This is a genomic window from Scytonema hankhaensis NUACC26 (assembly GCF_045865695.1).
In the GTDB taxonomy this organism is placed as follows: Bacteria; Cyanobacteriota; Cyanobacteriia; order Cyanobacteriales; family Nostocaceae; genus Scytonema.
This window is the reverse complement of sequence record NZ_BAACAP010000248.1, coordinates 39,488-54,534: the sequence shown is the minus strand read 5'-3', so window position 1 is coordinate 54,534 and position 15,047 is coordinate 39,488. Positions and strand designations below refer to the sequence as shown.

Genomic DNA, 15,047 nt, shown 5'->3' with positions numbered 1-15,047 from the left:
TTTTACAGTGTTGAAGTAAAGTTACGGCAAAAGTCTTATCCAGCAACCATGCCATACTCCAGCAGCCTAACAGATGAAGAGTGGGAAATTCTTGAACCTCTACTGCCTGAGATATTGCCGACTAAGAAACAGACCAGACCGCCCAACTGGACAAAAAGAGAGATATTGGATGGCATCTTCTATCAACTGAAAAATGGGTGCAATTGGCAAGACTTACCCAAAGACCTCCCCCCTTATTCCACCGTCTATTGGTATTACAAACAGTGGCGGACTGAAGGAGCAATCGACAGACTGATGATTCTGTTACATTCTCAAGTGCGTGAGCAAGTAAAAAAAAAGCAAAATGGACGACGTTGATGATTATCGACTCGCAAGCGGTAAAAAATACCTGTAATGCGAATGTTGAATCAAAAGGTTATTGTTTCTACAAATCGACAAATGGGATTAAGAGGCATCTAGCTGTTGATATCCTGGGGTTTCCCTTCTTTACGCACTGCACTAAAGCAAACATATCTGATGATGCAGGTTTGCTTGAGATGTTGACGCAAAACATTGATTATTTCCAGTCTAAACCCATTGATATTCCCAAGATTACAATCCTCCTTGACCACGGTTATCACCCGGAACACCTGACACAGGCCTTAGAGAAAATTTATCCACAGATCATGACGAAAATCAAGTTTGAACTCTCAGCAAAACCATCGAAACAAGAAAAGCAAGCGCAAGGGAAGTCTGGATTTATTCCGGTTGCCGCGAGGTGGGTGATTGAGCGGTCAAATGCTTGGATGGAGCGTTGTAAAATTCTGGTTAAGAACTTTGAACGAACCCTGGCTGGTGCTACGGCCAAACTCAACCTCTGCTTCATCAGGCTAATGATTAAGAGGCTTGCAGCCTCTTCTTAGATGTCAAATGGGTTCTATATAAAAATGGAGATGTTGCTGGTTTTGCTGCCGATTTACATGGTTGGGAGCGTTTGGGTGGCAAAGCGGTAACAGCTAATTCGCGCTACTTGTACGTGGGAATGTCACAAGGTGCGGGTTCGGGCAAACCGGGTGAGGATTATCCACCAAAAGGAACGATTTGGTACTGTATCCGACGTTATAACTTATCAGGTCAGCAAGCACCTTTTTCTGGTGGGCGTGGTTGGGATAAGAGTATGGCGATCGTGAATACGAGTAGTCCGGTGACTGGATTAGCTGCGACTGATAATGAGGTGTATGTTAGCGACAAGGCTAGTAATAGAATTATTGTCTATGATGCTAACTCCATGAACCAACTCCGGAGTTTCTCTTTTTCGCGCCCCGGACACATAGCTATAGACCGACAGAAGAATCTTTGGATTGTCCAACAAAAAGAGAATTCTTCCTCTGCTGCGATTTTGCGGTATTCTCCCCAAGGACAGCAGTTATCGGAAAAAATTACTAATGTTGTGGAACCAAGTGCGATCGCACTCGACAACCAAGGTAGATTATTAGTTGCAGACAACGGACCGCGCCAACAAATACTGATTTACAACATTACGGGTTCTCCCTCTCAAGTTGGAACATTTGGCATCGAACGAGGCGTGTATGCAGGAACTCCCGGTCAGATCGGAGATTTAAAACTTTACGGTATTACTGGAGTAGGCACTGATGCACAAGGTAACATTTATGTTGCCAACGATGGTTTCAACAACGCTGGTGCTGACCTAAGAAAATTTTCTCCTAATGGTACTTTGCAATGGAGATTGTTAGGGTTGTGCTTTCTGGATACTGCAGATACCGATCCCGCTTCTGATGGTCGCGACGTGTTCACAAAAGAAGAACATTATGTGATGGACTATGACAAACCTAACGGTCAGCAGTGGACTTATGCTGACTACACGGTTAACGCTATTAAATACCCGCAAGATCCCAGACTCAACACCACAGCAACTGCAGTTTTCTTCCGAAGAGTTCAAGGCAGACCCTTGATGTACTTAACAGGTATGTACAACAGTTGGATGCAAATATATCGTTTTGCACAAAACTCTGAAGGTTGGACGGCGATCCCAAGTGGGATGTTTGTAGGCACTCCAGCAGATCCTAACAAGCCTTTTTTCACTCAAGGGAATTGGCCTCCAAACCAACCTAAATCTGGTGAGTGGATTTGGCGCGATGCGAACGGTAATGGAGCCTTCGACCCAGGTGAATACGATACTAGTAAAGACGATGTTTACATTGGTGGTTGGTGGGTAGATAGTCGAGGCGATGTGTGGAAAAATTTACGCACCTCCGGCAAAGGGATTCCCATTGTAAGGTAGGTCTTGGATGTTAGAAGAACTGCCCATTGTAAAGGGATTGTCACCATCAAAAGAACCATTAACATTGCCAAAAATATCCTCTGGTCCATTTACGCCTTCTATATCAAGCAAGGTATTGAAGGGACCAAGATTAACTTCATCCATGTTGTTTATCCTTCTTTATGCTATGAACTAGTTACCATACATTGAAGGTAACTTTGATATTTAACTTTCATCTACCAAAATATTTTTGATTATTTGACATTTCTTTTGAAGAAGTAATTATGCAAAATTCAGTTGGAGGTAAAGCTCATTACTTATACAATTTCTAACTTTTGGTAGAAGAAAATTGATTTTTTTTACTTATTCGTACAAAATACAGTAATCCTAAATCATTGATATAGCAGTTCCTAGTCTACTGAAGTACAAACATATCAGCGTGTATCTGCTACAGGCTGCGGTTAATTCAATATTCCATACCTCGCGAAAGTGGAAATTGCTATAAACAATTTTAAGTCATGTAGCATTGTCCACTAAAAGACTTAGTGGTGGGCAATGCCCACCCTACGTATATTTCACAAATTAAATAGAATTGCTATATTAAGTTTGTAAAAATCTGTAATAGCAATGTCTAACCTTAAAAATTTTTAATTTTCAATTGTAAAGGAATTATAGTCACTAATCCAAAATTGATTTTATGACAATTCTTCATTTGTCGTAAATTTACTCTTATAAAATACGTCTAATGTTAGTGGTATGGATGAAACCCAATCTTGAAGATAGAGGCACACGGTCTGTATCGAAGTCATGTACCGCGATCGCTTATAACTTATCAAGAAAGAGGCTTCATGGAACCAAAACAGCTGAGTCAAGAACTACGTGAAGGGAATAATCCCTATATGACCCGCCGCAGATGGATTATTGGTTTATCTACAATTGGGGGTTCGATGGGGCAAATTGTTTCACTTTACCAAACAGGTATAGTCAAACATTTACCCGATCCGCCAATACCAGTATTTAATGCAGACAAAGTAGACGCATCTAACTACGCCTATAGCCGATTCAATTCACCTGACGGTCCAATTATGGTGCTGAATTACGCCATTACAGGATGGTTAGCTGCAGCAGGAGGTCTAGATCGCGCACGCAAAAATCCACTGTTACCAATTGCTATGGGCGTTAAGATCCTTTTAGATACCGTTGTTTCTGCTGAGTTAGCGCGAGAAGAGTGGGCAGAAAACAAAGCATTTTGTGAGTATTGTCAAGTTGCAACTGTTTGTTCGATCGCTTCCTTGGTACTTGCAGCACCAGAGGTACTTGCAGCTACTCGTGTTCTGCTAAGTCGTCGGGATAGTAAGAAGGCGGAAGTACAGGGCAATACACAGTAATTTTCTGATTAATAAACCACATATAGCAGTCCTAAATCATTTGTAAAAATTTCCCCAGTGGGTGGACAATGCCTATTACCAAGTCTTTTGGTGGGCATTGCCCACCTTACTTATCTACTGTACTCAGGTATGTAGCAATTCACATATCTTGCACTATCGCATCCCAAGCAAAAATCAAAGCTCAAAAAGCTTATTATTTGGTAGGGTGGGTTGCTTACCAGACCTCCCACAAAGAAGGTACAAGATGTCAGCTAAGAAAGAATTAACCGCAGATGGACGCTGATGGACGCAGATAAATTTGTACCTCAGTAGACTAAGAAACGCTATAAGTGTTTTTATGTTGTCTACATCTGCACTTCCAATTAAAGTTGGTCTTATATGCCCCCTCGCAAACGAAACAAATCTGAAAATACTAATCCCGCTCTTCGCGAGTCTATCCCTGAAGAAGCTAAAGTTGATGCTTCCATGGTCACTACTGACGAAATCGAATCCACTCAGATGGATACTAGTAGCACCGATTTGGTGCAGGATGGGGTAGAAAATTTTAAATCAATCGATCCATCTCTAAATTCATTAGTACAGCAAATTGAAAAACAAAACTCTAATTTATCGGTTATAGTAGCACGTCAGTTTTGCTACAAATTAGCACAAACGCTGGTGGAGGTGATGATTAGCGAACCTCGTAAATTTAATGTTTTGGAGGAATTTATTCTCCGCGCAAGTATTGAGTTTACACCTCCGCCTACATCACAAGAATTGGCAAGTGTCTTGGGCTTAGATATCATATTCGTGCAAAATACTGCTGAAAATTTAGTAAGATTTAAGAGTTTAAAATTTTCACAAACAGGTGAGATTAAGATTACACCACAAGGGCAGGAATTTTACAAACAGGGAAATGTCTCTCTACCACCTCAAGTAAAACAGATTTATGCGATCGCCGATCCTTTTGTAGAAAACCTGACTTTTCAGTTTGAAGCTTTACCATTGGGATTAGTCGATTTACCCGATTTAGGAGAGTTAGTCTCTATTGAAAATCATCTTCCCCCTCTTAAGAGTTTGGCAATGACCGATATTCAACAACTGGTTCAGGCTGCAGGTTTAGGGCTTCACGTACCAGAAGAAGGAAAAGTTGTAACTAATTTTCAGATGATTGGTAAGCCTCAGATATGTTGGAGAACTATCTCTCTCTTTGTTTTACTTGATGTTATAGAAAAGAAATATATTATTCAGGTTAGGCGAGATAAGCAAATCTTGGAAAAAGCATCAAATTTGCTAACAGAACTAGAAGCTCAACAACAATTTGACTTAAAGCATTTAGGTATAATATCACAAGAAAAGACTTCTGTAAGTTATTCCACAGCAAAACCCAAACGTCAAAGGTCAACAACAAAGAAAGGCAAATGATATGTTATCAATGTCTCCATTAATTGAAACCGTGCTATGGGGACTAGGTGTTGCAATTATTATTTTGATAGGAGTCGGTTTCTATCTACTATGGCAAATTGCCCTTGTAGCAATAGGTTACAAAGCTAAAATACTTTGTTCGGGTGTCTTTGTTTCCAAGCGAGATTCAACACCGGTTAAAAACGAAGATTTATTGGTTGACAATTTGTCACTTCTGAAATATATCAGTAGCAAAATTGACTATCAAGAGCAATCTGTAACAGCTTCATTCTTGGGGTTTATCAAACGCAAGGCAATTTTTCGTTCTCAGCTCGGTTGTACTTTATTGAGCGATCGCTCTCAAGAGCAATTCTATCAACAACACAATCTTGCAAATTGGTTGTTGTTCGTCTAGGTTTATCTCAACTTCCTAGAAGTTGGGATTGTGAATGGTTCATTGAGGAAGTGGTCGGAAGTTTTTCAAGTTTTTAAGTTCGCGCAAAGACGCACTTGCAATTAAGGGGTTTTTCAGAGTAGTCTTTGCGCGAGTTTTTTCAAAAAATGTTAGTTATTTGTGAGAAAAGTAGCTAAAATGCTAAGTGCTTTCCAAGTTTTATCTCCAATCATACCGTTGGGAATAAGTTGTTGACTTTCCTGAAACGCCTGTACGGCTGCTTCTGTTTTTTCTCCAAACATACCGTCAATTACACCATCTTGATAAAATCCGCCTCTAAAAAGAACTTCTTGAACAATTGCAACCTGTTGACCGTGACTGCTACGGTGTAAGATTGGTTTATTAACTGGAGCGTTAGCTCGCAAAGATTGCCAAGTCAAAGGACCTGCAATACCGTCTTGTTTGAGAAGGAATTGGTATTGGACAATTTTGACAGCCCCCTGAGTTTTGATGCCAAAAAAACTGTCAACTGTCAGGCGATCGCCACTAGGAAATCTGCCATTCAGCAGTTCTTGCAATTGTTTCACTTTTGGGCTGTTAGCTCCAAGTCTTAGTATAGGGTCGATTGCTGGTGTCGCTACCTGCATAGTTATACCTCGTGAATAATATTTAACTAATTCAGGGGTTTTACCTCTATAAACCGGATTATTTGAAGCATAAGTTAAGTTAGAATCATGACATCTCACTCTTTGGGATTATCATTTTTTATTTGTCAACTGCCATCAGTAAGATTTTCATATTTTGTAGATTGGGCATAACAAAGTAATTTAAGATCTATTTTATAAATGAAGTTTATGGAAGACTTAAAGCAAACATTAATCAGCTACTCCAGCACAGACTTAGAACAGCGTAAAAACTGGTATTCTCCTGCAGCAGAGGCTTATAACAAAGTTAGACCCCGCTACCCCAAGGAATTGATTCACCAAGTTGTAGAAGTTGCTCAACTGAGCGCAAACTCAAAAATTCTGGAAGTGGGATGCGGTCCTGCAACAGCAACAGTAGGGTTTGCTCATTTGGGTTACTCAATGACTTGCATAGAACCAAACCCAGATTTTTTTCGGTTAGCTCAACAAAATTGTCAATCCTATCCTAATGTAGAAATTCAGAATACGTCTTTTGAAGAGTGGGCGCTCGTGGAGCATGAATTTGATGTCGTGTTAGCAGCAAGTTCTTTCCATTGGATATCACCGGAAGTAGGATACCCGAAAGCAGCTAAGGCTCTACAAGAGAGTGGTTACCTGATTTTATTGTGGAATAAAGAACTTCAACCATCTTATGAAGTCTACCAAAGTTTATCTGAAGTCTATCAAATATATGCTCCATCCCTGAACCGATATGAAGACAGAGAAACTCAAGAACAGATATTGAGCGGATTAGGAAAAATAGCCATTGATTCCGGGCAATTCAAAGATTTAATATCTGGACAAGTCATATCTGAAGTCACCTATAATGTTGATGAGTATTTAATGCTTTTGAACACTTACTCACCTTATCTAAAGTTAGATTCACAGAGTAAAGATGCTTTATTTACGGGATTAAGACATCGGATAGAGCATGATTTTGGAGGCAATCTTCAGCTTTCATATATTTCCGCCTTTCATATTGCCAAAAAATCAGGACTTACGCAAAGCCCCCCTTTTTAAGCTGCGGTGTACACACAAGTCGAACTTACCCCCCTTAATCCCCCCTTGGTAAGGGGGGAAACAGATAGGTAATCTTAGACCGGAAAGGGAGTAGTTACCAAACTTCACTATTGTCTGTGCAACTTGCACAGTGGTTCTGTTCCAACTAGTTTACGAATTATGACTTTAACGATACTGGTTCTTAAAAATGAAATAATAACTCTCAACGAGATGATTGAGGATTAATTGATTATGGCTGATTCTAGTTTACCTATTCTGCGAAAAGGAGACAGTGGTTCTACCGTTGCTCTTTTACAAACCTTTCTACGGATTAAAGGCTTTGGAACAAGTACAAATCCCAATCTTCAGCTTCGTGTCGATGGAATTTTTGGTGAGCTAACAGATTCTGTTGTTCGCCAGTTCCAACAAAGCTCAAGTTTAAAAGTTGATGGGATCGTGGGAGCTAAAACTTGGGAAGCTTTTGTTTCTTAATCCCTTGAGTAGCTTGTATAAATTAAATACTATTTATTACAGATACTGACGGAAACTGACTTTTTCTGACGGCTAGATTTTTGGTAATATCGGGGAATCATAACCTATCGTAGGGGCGCGGCGACCTTGCGCCCCTACAGAGATAAAATTTTTCTCGGAAATGTCAAGAGCGTTTCCCAAACACTTCTTTAATCGCAAGTGGATTAAGATTAAAAACCTTGCCACTTGTAAATAATTGATATCCAACCGAAAAGGAACCCGTAGCCAACAGGAAGGAAAAAAGAGTCATCGGTACAATAAGGATACCTCCACTGCCGATCGCGATCGCGACTCCTATTGCGATAAATACCCATCCCAACCTCCGGTTTGAACCTCCGTAAGTTAAGGTTAATACTCCAATAACACTGAGTCCAATCAGTGGAATATTGTAGATAAAACCAACAGAACCAACAACAAGACTCGAACTTAAAAACCCAAGTCCCGCCAGCATGAGAACAAAACCTATAAGCTGAGTGATAATAGTTACTTGAATTTCTGCTTCTTTATTTGTATTAATAACACTAGCTGGTGGATTATTGGAAGGAACCCCCGCGTTACTGGAATTTCCTACTGGGTTGTTAGGATTAGGAACAGTCGTTTGCTTGTTCTGGAATAGAAACGTGACTTTATTTCCTTGTCCCAAACCAATCCGAGCTCCCAAGTTGAGAGGGTAGAAGTTCCTTGGCTGTAGCCTGACATTGTTGATATACGTGCCATTCGCACTCCCCATATCAACTATTTGGCGATCGCTACCTTGTACCCAAATTTGAGCGTGGACTCTCGATACAACGTCACTATCTGGTAAACCCGAAACATCAATATCCGGTACAGTTTGACCACCAGGCTTACCGATGTGAATCACAGAAAGATTTGGCGGGAGTGAAAAAACAGTATTTGTTTGGATGTGCAGTAGTTCTGGTAAATGCGATGCAGTTTGCATGGAACTTGTGAGTAAAACACCTTTTCCAAGTTCCTCTGCAAAAAGATAAAAAGAGAATAGTAATATCCCTGAAATGAACTTGAATTTTTCAACAAGCACATCCTGTTGGAAAAGCCCCCAAGCTAAAAGCCCAGGGTTATATAAACGAAGCCCCAGATCCCCGACTTCTTTGAGGATACAACTGGTCAATCGGGGGGCAGATCCCTCACTCGTTCCCAGGCTCCGTCTGGGAATGCCTTCCAGGGGAGGCGGAGCCTCCCGTCTCGATTCAGCCTCGCGAAGCAACAGCGCACCAGTATGCATTCTCAGCCTCTGGTTGGGAACGAGAGGACAAAAAAGTATCAACTGAGGAGCGACGCCCCCCGCTCATCAACAGCATCCTTTGAGAAGTCGGGGATCTGACCAACTTAAACCATCAAAATTAATATGCCATCCTTTAAGGTTAGCGCTATTATGTCAGATCTTCTATCTAGATAAACAGGGAGAACTGCCAGATCCAACAAAAGCAAGCATCTGAAACTTTGGCAACAATTTATCCAGGTAATGCAACTTCACTTAATGCTTTATTGGAAATTATAGATACTACTACTAATATAAATATCTTGAGAAGAGCTATCGAAAATTTAGCAAGAATTGACCAAAGTAATCAGACGGCAATGAACGCCTTTGTGTGTAAGGCGGGAATATTCTCAACTGGTTCTAAGAGTTTAATGATTTGACCGCGTTTGATTCCTTTAACTTTCATTGATTAAGCTCCTTCTGTAATGGATATTTATTATTCATCAAGTCTACCTTAAGAATGGACAACTGACACCCAAGATTCAGCGATCGCAACTGGGGATGAATACATCAGTGATATTTATAGTGTATGCAGAGAAACATACTACACTCAAACTTAAGCGAACAAGATTTTTTTCAATGAGATTGTTTTGACAGAGCTATTTCTGATTGCAGCGTGTTTTCAATTTCTTCAAGAAGACTAAGTGTTTGCAGCAACTTTTGTTTTTGCTTTTGAACGGCTTGTAAGTCTTCTTGTAAGTAAGTACCATTTTTAAAGAAAGCGATCGCAATTAAAACCGCACGGCTATCCGAGTGCATTAGGTATTATAAAGGTAGAGAAATCGTAAATTAGGTATATTTTCAAAATCTTTAATAAAGTATACTTCCACCACCTGCAAATGCATCTAACACAGTAGGTGTGCGAGTTCCCCAAACCTTTTCGCAATAATCCTGCACCTTCTTAATTCTTGTCGAACTCGGCGGTGTTTTGTAAAGTTTTATCTCCTTCCCCGGTTCCAAGCCCAACAAATATTCAAACTCTTCCATCGTCACATCTGCTGGTAACAACGAAGCCAAAACACTAGCACGACTAAATGACAACGGCTTGCGCGAGTACCAGCGATGCAATCCTTTAAATGGATTTCCCCCATGTTCGTAGTATACCTGCTCGTTTAATATTTGTACGGGCATCATTTTCTCGATGAAGACAGGGGGACTTTTAGGGGTTAGGTTGGGCATTTATGGTATGATAAGAAATAATACTAATAATGTTATTCTAACTACATATGATTTCCACCTTTTAAAATCCTTGTAGCTAAAACTAAAATTAGTCATGTCCAACTCAGTGCAAAAGCGGCGAGTTTCGATTACCGTTGACTCGCATTTACTAGATGAAATTGACAAACTGACAGACAACCGCTCTGCTGCTTTTGAAGAAGCACTGCGTCTTTGGTATGCTAAACAAATTGAAGACCAATTGCGAAGATTTTACCAATCTCGCACTCAAGCTGATATTGAATTTGAGCAAGAATGGACAACTGACACCCAAGATGCAGCGATCGCAAATTGGGATGAATAGGAATGAACAATACAGGTAACTTCCCACGTCAGCGCGAGATTTATCTATGTAGAGCTTTACGGCAATCGGGCGACACTAAAAAACGTCCTGTTGTCATTGTTTCCTTGGATATTCGTAACGAATATAGTTCAACCGTTTTAGTGATTCCATTTTCCTCCGATACCCAAAGCGCCGTTGACAATCTCAGTCGTGTTTTGATTCAGGCTGGTGAGGGTGGATTAGAACTAACTTCTGTTGTGATGTGTGAGGTGATTACCAATGTTGAAAAACGCTATTTAGAAAGAGGTCCTTATGGTCAAATTAGCTCTGAATCTCTAGCTCGAATTCAACGGGCAATTCAGGCAGCAATTGGTGTGTTTTAGCCTCATCTTCTATCCACTTTAGTCATTTATCAATATCGGTAGTGCAAATTGGAACCAAATTTCAGTGGATATTCCATTACAGTTTTCATTGTTACCAGGTTAGCTCCTTCGCCTGCTTGTGCTGACGTTTCATCTGTTTATAAACAGGTACACCATAAATTTGCTCCTCCAGTTGCTGCCACTTTATCTTGTTAAAAGAGCGTGACAGTCCAGTTGGTGCGTTAGTTTTTGCCAAAAATGCAGTGGCTGGAGATATTTGGACTCGTTCTGGTCGATTCCCTCTTAGTCATATGACTATTATTGGTTCGCATATCCGTAAGCTTTATCCCTCTCCCCAATCTCGATCAATTAAGGTTTGCGCGAGAACGCAGTATCACCTATGTTGCTCCTCGTGCAAATGATGATTGCTTGGACTGTAGCAATAGCGATCGCAGTCGTCGCGCTAGGGGCGATCGCTATCGGTTGCCTTGTCGAATTCCATTTTCTAGGAGTTAACCATGAAATTTCAAGGAGCAGTCATTAAGGAACAGAGAGTCACTTTCGTAGTGGTTATTGTCAAGAAGCATATTCTAGATCGCAATACTGAAGCTGACAAAACTTTACGGATGTTTCAACCTATCTTCCCAGGAATACCTATTGTGCTGATGGCACAAGATTTTAGAGGAGTCCCCACTTACTACGGTCGCAGAGACATCTATCAATTTATGGCAAACATTCCAATTCAATGCGTACCTTGGAAGGAGTACACCCTTAGTTGATAGCAGTAAAAAAGAATGGTTTTTCAGAGTTAGCTATCTCCTAACAGTATACGCATCGCCTTCAAGGCTACACTTCTTTTCCCATTACTAATTTTGGCAAACCAGTAGTGCGATTCTTCATTACTCATGGCAGTAATTCCCTTAGTAATATTAGCAATTCGCTCTATCACCATTACCGTAATCAACTAAGATTTTAAAAGTTGTGGTTTTGGTGATGGTAGTCTCATACTCGTCACTCGGACGAAATTCTCCTGCTATAGAATTTCCATCTTGATAAAGCTGAATTGCCAACGCCCCCGATGCTTTCCACCTAACCCGCACTGGTTTAGAAGAATCAGTACTGGGCATAATTTGCGCATTGAGTTCAATTTCTCGTGGTTTTGGTAGTTCCAAAATGCCCCGGCGATAAAGCACCATCCTGTCAGAAAATTCTATGGTGTCAGGTAGGGTAAACTTGCCATCATCAGTTTTAATATAAACCCGTTCTCCTATCTTCATATCCCAGCTTCCCAAGAGCAAACCTTGACGGATAGTATCTCGCAACTTTGACACTTCAGCATCTAGGAGTATATTTAAACCTCGATCTTTAGCAAAAGCTTCTCGCAGGGCTTTTGTTGTCCAATGGTCTAAACCAGGTAACCACACTTTCTGCAAAATGTAAGCAGGTGCGTATACTGGTGCATCTTCGGCACGAATTTTTTGACAATCTCTTAGCGCTTTTAAAATGACATCTTGCTGGTTATTCTTGCCCTTCACTTCACTGGAATCTTGTGCTGGAAGTGTGTAGTGCATCAACTCTTTAGGCGCTTTGACTGGATCATTAGCTGGGTAGAATAAGTGACGGTAGGTATTCGTTAAAGATATTCGTACTTTTAAATCAAAGTCTCCTTTTCTTTGTTTGAGTTGTTGCTGCTGACTTTCTGATAAATCTTGCAAGCGGTTGGGAGAATTGAGGATATTTAGTATTGCCCGATATTCCCTCACATTATCGATCGCTCTGTCTAATTCTTGCTTATTAGCAACTAGGAATAACAAGCGATTTCTAAAAATCCGAAACTTTCCTGCTTCACCTGTGTTGTTAAAAATTCGCTCAACTATAGGTGGAGGACTTTCGGTTGTCGTGGAAATTGTTGCTTCTTGGAAATCAATTAAACATAAAGCGATCGGATCTGCAACATCATCCACATCTGTAGGTGACTCTGGCGCAGCCACAAGCTTAAAGAATTTATCAGCAAAGATAGTATCGCGGCGGTTGCGTAACTCATCCTTCGCCTCAGTGATACCAATTTGTGCGCATACCAAGTGGGATGGGCATAAACAACCGTGGATGCGATCGCTCTTCCATAAGGTTGTCGCATCAACAGTACGGGAAATTCTCCTTCTGCATCGGGACGGTATACGTCTGCATCAAGGCGTATGCCATCGCGCATCAACACCGATGAAGTTTGTTTAGGAAAGACTTTAAACATTTTGAATAGGGAAGTAGGTCAACCGAAATAAGTTCAATACTGAGAGACTTAGTTTTGCAAAAGTTACTGAGTTTTTTGTTCTTATCATTTTACGTTACTTAGCACCTCTACCAAATCATCGATCGCTTTTACCAAAAATTCTCTACCAGAGGGATATTAATACTCGCCACAACCTCTGCTTCTTAATAGATAAAATTGCGTAGTAAATGATACAAAATTTATTATACAATAGCAATGAAATATACAGTTTTCAAGCAAATCTTATGTGTTTTCTTCTCTTTTACCAAAGCAATTGGTCATAAAAGAGGTCGAACTGGTGAGAGTGTAATGATTGCCATATCGTCCTTAGCTCCATTCATCTGACACATCACTGGGAAATGATGTCCATCAAAGTTCATCAAGCGAGCAAGAAAATTTTGACGAGTTTATAACTTTAACATGACTGTATTAGATAACTGCGATCGACCCACACAAAAAGGCTTGCACACTCTTGGTGTAATCCTGCTAGTCGCTGCATCCTTAATCTGGGGTACAACATTTCCACTGATTAAAAATGCCATCGCTAGCCTTTCACCGTCTGCAATACTCGCAAGCCGCTTTGTTGTAGCTGCAGTGGTATTAGCTCCGTACTTGCGCGACCTGAATGCTAAATTAATCCGCGATGGATTTCTATTAGGACTAGTGCTCTTTGCCTCCTTTGCTACCCAAACATTGGCGCTTGAAACAATACACGCAAATAGGGCAGCATTTATTAGTAGCTTAACTGTTGTGATAGTACCACTTTTAGGTCTGGCGATCGGTCAGCGCGTACTGCTGAAAACTCTGTTAGCAGCAGTCGTTGCCATAACTGGCATTGGAGTTATGTCATGGGAAAGCGGACAGCTAAGCGTTGGCGATTTATTGTTGTTCGGTAATGCTTTCATCTATGCCATCTATATCTTGATTCTTGAGAAAACTACACAACGCCACCCAACCCTTTCACTTACCGCCGTTCAGGTCTTAGTTATAGCGCTGCTTGGTATGCTTTGGGCAGCTCCGGAACTGGTTGGACAAATCCACGCAATTGGTACAAACTTAAGTGCAGTTCTTTACCTCGGTTTGATTGCTACTGCTGCTACCGTTTTGATAGAGACAATGAGCCAGCGCTGGGTTTCGGCTCAAGAAGCAGCGCTATTTTACACACTCGATCCAGTGTTCTCAGCAGTTATCTCGTTTTTACTACTGGGTGAGACACTTGGAGTTCGCGGTCTAGTAGGAGCAACTCTAGTTTTAGCCGCAATGGTCTTAAGCCAAGGTGGAGGTAAGGATACACAGGACAATAGAGAGATGGCTACGCTGTACATTCCTTTTACATCCCGCGAGGACGACTCTCGCTTGTCACCACTTACAGTCTCATTACATCCCGAAACACGTCAGTTAGTTGAATTAAGGAAAGATGATAATTCTCTACTCTCTCTTTCCTCTGCGTCCTCTGTGGTTTATCAAAAAAAATAATTTACCTGAGTATAGGAATCCTAAATCATGCATGAAAAACTTTAGCGTCTCTTGCAAGGTCAATACTTTGGGTTTGTCTGCCAATGTAGAATATGTCAGTGAGTGTTGTTGCTGTTACATATCCTACCACTTGACCAGAATCAATTGTCTTAAACAAAGCTTCCGCATCTTGCAGAAATGGCTCTCGGTTTAGCAAGTAATCTAAAAGAATGTTGGTGTCAATCAAGACTCTCACTAAATATACTTCTCCACCCGACGTTCTTCTAGCATTGCTTCCACCTGTTCATCAGTTGGTGCTGGCTGGTCGGTTTTCAATAAACCTTTCATCTGCTTGATGATGCGCGTCCGTTCGGGTTGTTGCCTTGAGAGTTATCTTGTAAAGATTCAACGAGCGCACGGATAAGCTCAAGGCGATCGCTCACAGACAGTTTACGAGCTTGCTCTTTCAGCTCTTGCAAGACCATAGGAGTGACTCCTACAAACATAAATATTTAAATTTTAATTGTATCTTTGTAGGTGTGCTTCTTC

Annotated in this window: 23 protein-coding genes and 1 pseudogene; 13 read left to right on the top strand and 11 right to left on the bottom strand. The window is 40.8% G+C overall.

From position 1 onward, the window contains the following. Nucleotides 1–48 precede the first annotated feature (48 nt). The 3 genes from ACKTT2_RS45540 (at nt 49) to ACKTT2_RS45530 (ending at nt 2,281) form a co-directional block, all read left to right on the top strand. Entirely contained in the window at nt 49–357 is a 309-nt protein-coding gene (locus tag ACKTT2_RS45540; protein ID WP_407899168.1) for a transposase, read from the top strand. Then, the gene (locus tag ACKTT2_RS45535; RefSeq protein ID WP_407899165.1) at nt 357–902 is read left to right on the top strand and encodes a transposase; all 546 of its coding nucleotides are present in this window, start codon (nt 357–359) and stop codon (nt 900–902) included. The genes ACKTT2_RS45540 and ACKTT2_RS45535 overlap by 1 nt, the downstream gene beginning before the upstream one ends. A 71-nt stretch (nt 903–973) precedes the next feature. Then, the gene (locus tag ACKTT2_RS45530) at nt 974–2,281 is read left to right on the top strand and encodes an NHL repeat-containing protein (RefSeq protein WP_407899163.1); all 1,308 of its coding nucleotides are present in this window, start codon (nt 974–976) and stop codon (nt 2,279–2,281) included. Here the strand turns inward: ACKTT2_RS45530 and ACKTT2_RS45525 are convergent. Next, nucleotides 2,243–2,425, bottom strand: coding sequence for a hypothetical protein (locus ACKTT2_RS45525; protein ID WP_407899161.1), 183 nt, complete (start codon nt 2,423–2,425; stop codon nt 2,243–2,245). The genes ACKTT2_RS45530 and ACKTT2_RS45525 overlap by 39 nt on opposite strands. Nucleotides 2,426–3,033: 608 nt before the next feature. On the opposite strand from ACKTT2_RS45525, the gene ACKTT2_RS45520 reads away from it, so the two are divergent. From ACKTT2_RS45520 to ACKTT2_RS45510, 3 genes are all read left to right on the top strand, one after another. Further along, nucleotides 3,034–3,648 (top strand): vitamin K epoxide reductase family protein, encoded by a 615-nt coding sequence (locus tag ACKTT2_RS45520; protein ID WP_407899159.1) that lies wholly within the window; start codon nt 3,034–3,036, stop codon nt 3,646–3,648. Nucleotides 3,649–4,026: 378 nt separating this feature from the next. Then, a complete protein-coding gene (locus ACKTT2_RS45515) occupies nt 4,027–5,052 on the top strand; it encodes a hypothetical protein (protein ID WP_407899156.1) in 1,026 nt (341 codons plus the stop codon). A 1-nt stretch (nt 5,053) separates the two neighbouring features. Then, a complete protein-coding gene (locus ACKTT2_RS45510) occupies nt 5,054–5,446 on the top strand; it encodes a hypothetical protein (protein ID WP_407899154.1) in 393 nt (130 codons plus the stop codon). 149 nt (nt 5,447–5,595) lie between these two features. On the opposite strand, the gene ACKTT2_RS45505 is transcribed toward ACKTT2_RS45510, so the two are convergent. After that, nucleotides 5,596–6,072 carry a peptidoglycan-binding domain-containing protein gene (locus ACKTT2_RS45505; protein WP_407899152.1) on the bottom strand — a complete coding sequence of 159 codons (477 nt, stop codon included), beginning with the start codon at nt 6,070–6,072 and terminating at the stop codon, nt 5,596–5,598. 207 nt (nt 6,073–6,279) lie between these two features. On the opposite strand from ACKTT2_RS45505, the gene ACKTT2_RS45500 reads away from it, so the two are divergent. Both ACKTT2_RS45500 and ACKTT2_RS45495 read left to right on the top strand, forming a co-directional pair. Further along, nucleotides 6,280–7,128 carry a class I SAM-dependent methyltransferase gene (locus tag ACKTT2_RS45500; protein WP_407899150.1) on the top strand — a complete coding sequence of 283 codons (849 nt, stop codon included), beginning with the start codon at nt 6,280–6,282 and terminating at the stop codon, nt 7,126–7,128. 231 nt (nt 7,129–7,359) lie between these two features. Continuing rightward, nucleotides 7,360–7,599: a peptidoglycan-binding domain-containing protein gene (locus ACKTT2_RS45495; protein ID WP_407899148.1), complete on the top strand. Its 240-nt coding sequence runs from the start codon at nt 7,360–7,362 to the stop codon at nt 7,597–7,599. A gap of 163 nt (nt 7,600–7,762) precedes the next feature. Here ACKTT2_RS45495 and ACKTT2_RS45490 read toward each other — a convergent pair whose 3' ends face one another. From ACKTT2_RS45490 to ACKTT2_RS45480, 3 genes are all read right to left on the bottom strand, one after another. Continuing rightward, on the bottom strand, nt 7,763–8,881 hold the full coding sequence (locus tag ACKTT2_RS45490; protein ID WP_407899145.1) for an FHA domain-containing protein: 1,119 nt from the start codon (nt 8,879–8,881) through the stop codon (nt 7,763–7,765). A gap of 612 nt (nt 8,882–9,493) precedes the next feature. Further along, on the bottom strand, nt 9,494–9,676 hold the full coding sequence (locus ACKTT2_RS45485; protein WP_407899143.1) for a hypothetical protein: 183 nt from the start codon (nt 9,674–9,676) through the stop codon (nt 9,494–9,496). 51 nt (nt 9,677–9,727) lie between these two features. Next, on the bottom strand, nt 9,728–10,096 hold the full coding sequence (locus ACKTT2_RS45480; protein ID WP_407899141.1) for a DUF1156 domain-containing protein: 369 nt from the start codon (nt 10,094–10,096) through the stop codon (nt 9,728–9,730). A gap of 94 nt (nt 10,097–10,190) precedes the next feature. Between ACKTT2_RS45480 and ACKTT2_RS45475 the strand changes: the two genes are divergently transcribed. Both ACKTT2_RS45475 and ACKTT2_RS45470 read left to right on the top strand, forming a co-directional pair. Beyond that, nucleotides 10,191–10,436, top strand: coding sequence for a ribbon-helix-helix domain-containing protein (locus ACKTT2_RS45475; protein ID WP_407899139.1), 246 nt, complete (start codon nt 10,191–10,193; stop codon nt 10,434–10,436). 2 nt (nt 10,437–10,438) lie between these two features. Then, nucleotides 10,439–10,798: a type II toxin-antitoxin system PemK/MazF family toxin gene (locus ACKTT2_RS45470; protein ID WP_407899137.1), complete on the top strand. Its 360-nt coding sequence runs from the start codon at nt 10,439–10,441 to the stop codon at nt 10,796–10,798. A 91-nt stretch (nt 10,799–10,889) separates the two neighbouring features. On the opposite strand, the gene ACKTT2_RS45465 is transcribed toward ACKTT2_RS45470, so the two are convergent. Next, nucleotides 10,890–11,033, bottom strand: coding sequence for a hypothetical protein (locus ACKTT2_RS45465; RefSeq protein ID WP_407899135.1), 144 nt, complete (start codon nt 11,031–11,033; stop codon nt 10,890–10,892). Nucleotides 11,034–11,177: 144 nt separating this feature from the next. On the opposite strand from ACKTT2_RS45465, the gene ACKTT2_RS45460 reads away from it, so the two are divergent. Then, the gene (locus ACKTT2_RS45460; RefSeq protein ID WP_407899133.1) at nt 11,178–11,321 is read left to right on the top strand and encodes a hypothetical protein; all 144 of its coding nucleotides are present in this window, start codon (nt 11,178–11,180) and stop codon (nt 11,319–11,321) included. After that, nucleotides 11,296–11,556, top strand: a complete 261-nt coding sequence (locus ACKTT2_RS45455; RefSeq protein WP_407899131.1) for a hypothetical protein — start codon at nt 11,296–11,298, stop codon at nt 11,554–11,556. Before ACKTT2_RS45460 ends, ACKTT2_RS45455 begins: the two co-directional genes overlap by 26 nt. 29 nt (nt 11,557–11,585) lie before the next feature. Here the strand turns inward: ACKTT2_RS45455 and ACKTT2_RS52445 are convergent, their stop codons facing one another. From ACKTT2_RS52445 to ACKTT2_RS45445, 3 genes and pseudogenes are all read right to left on the bottom strand, one after another. Next, on the bottom strand, nt 11,586–11,684 hold the full coding sequence (locus ACKTT2_RS52445; RefSeq protein WP_500691431.1) for a DUF7680 family protein: 99 nt from the start codon (nt 11,682–11,684) through the stop codon (nt 11,586–11,588). A 22-nt stretch (nt 11,685–11,706) separates the two neighbouring features. Beyond that, complete coding sequence (locus tag ACKTT2_RS45450) at nt 11,707–12,768, bottom strand: hypothetical protein (protein WP_407899129.1); 1,062 nt, start codon at nt 12,766–12,768, stop codon at nt 11,707–11,709. Between the two features lie 80 nt (nt 12,769–12,848). Further along, nucleotides 12,849–13,025, bottom strand: a pseudogene (locus tag ACKTT2_RS45445) (CocE/NonD family hydrolase); the annotation flags it as partial. Nucleotides 13,026–13,463: 438 nt separating this feature from the next. Between ACKTT2_RS45445 and ACKTT2_RS45440 the strand changes: the two are divergent. Next, nucleotides 13,464–14,519: a DMT family transporter gene (locus tag ACKTT2_RS45440; protein ID WP_407899127.1), complete on the top strand. Its 1,056-nt coding sequence runs from the start codon at nt 13,464–13,466 to the stop codon at nt 14,517–14,519. A gap of 25 nt (nt 14,520–14,544) precedes the next feature. Here ACKTT2_RS45440 and ACKTT2_RS45435 read toward each other — a convergent pair whose 3' ends face one another. Both ACKTT2_RS45435 and ACKTT2_RS45430 read right to left on the bottom strand, forming a co-directional pair. After that, the gene (locus ACKTT2_RS45435) at nt 14,545–14,754 is read right to left on the bottom strand and encodes a type II toxin-antitoxin system VapC family toxin (RefSeq protein WP_407899125.1); all 210 of its coding nucleotides are present in this window, start codon (nt 14,752–14,754) and stop codon (nt 14,545–14,547) included. Nucleotides 14,755–14,842: 88 nt separating this feature from the next. After that, entirely contained in the window at nt 14,843–14,983 is a 141-nt protein-coding gene (locus ACKTT2_RS45430) for a hypothetical protein (RefSeq protein ID WP_407899123.1), read from the bottom strand. Nucleotides 14,984–15,047: the final 64 nt, after the last annotated feature.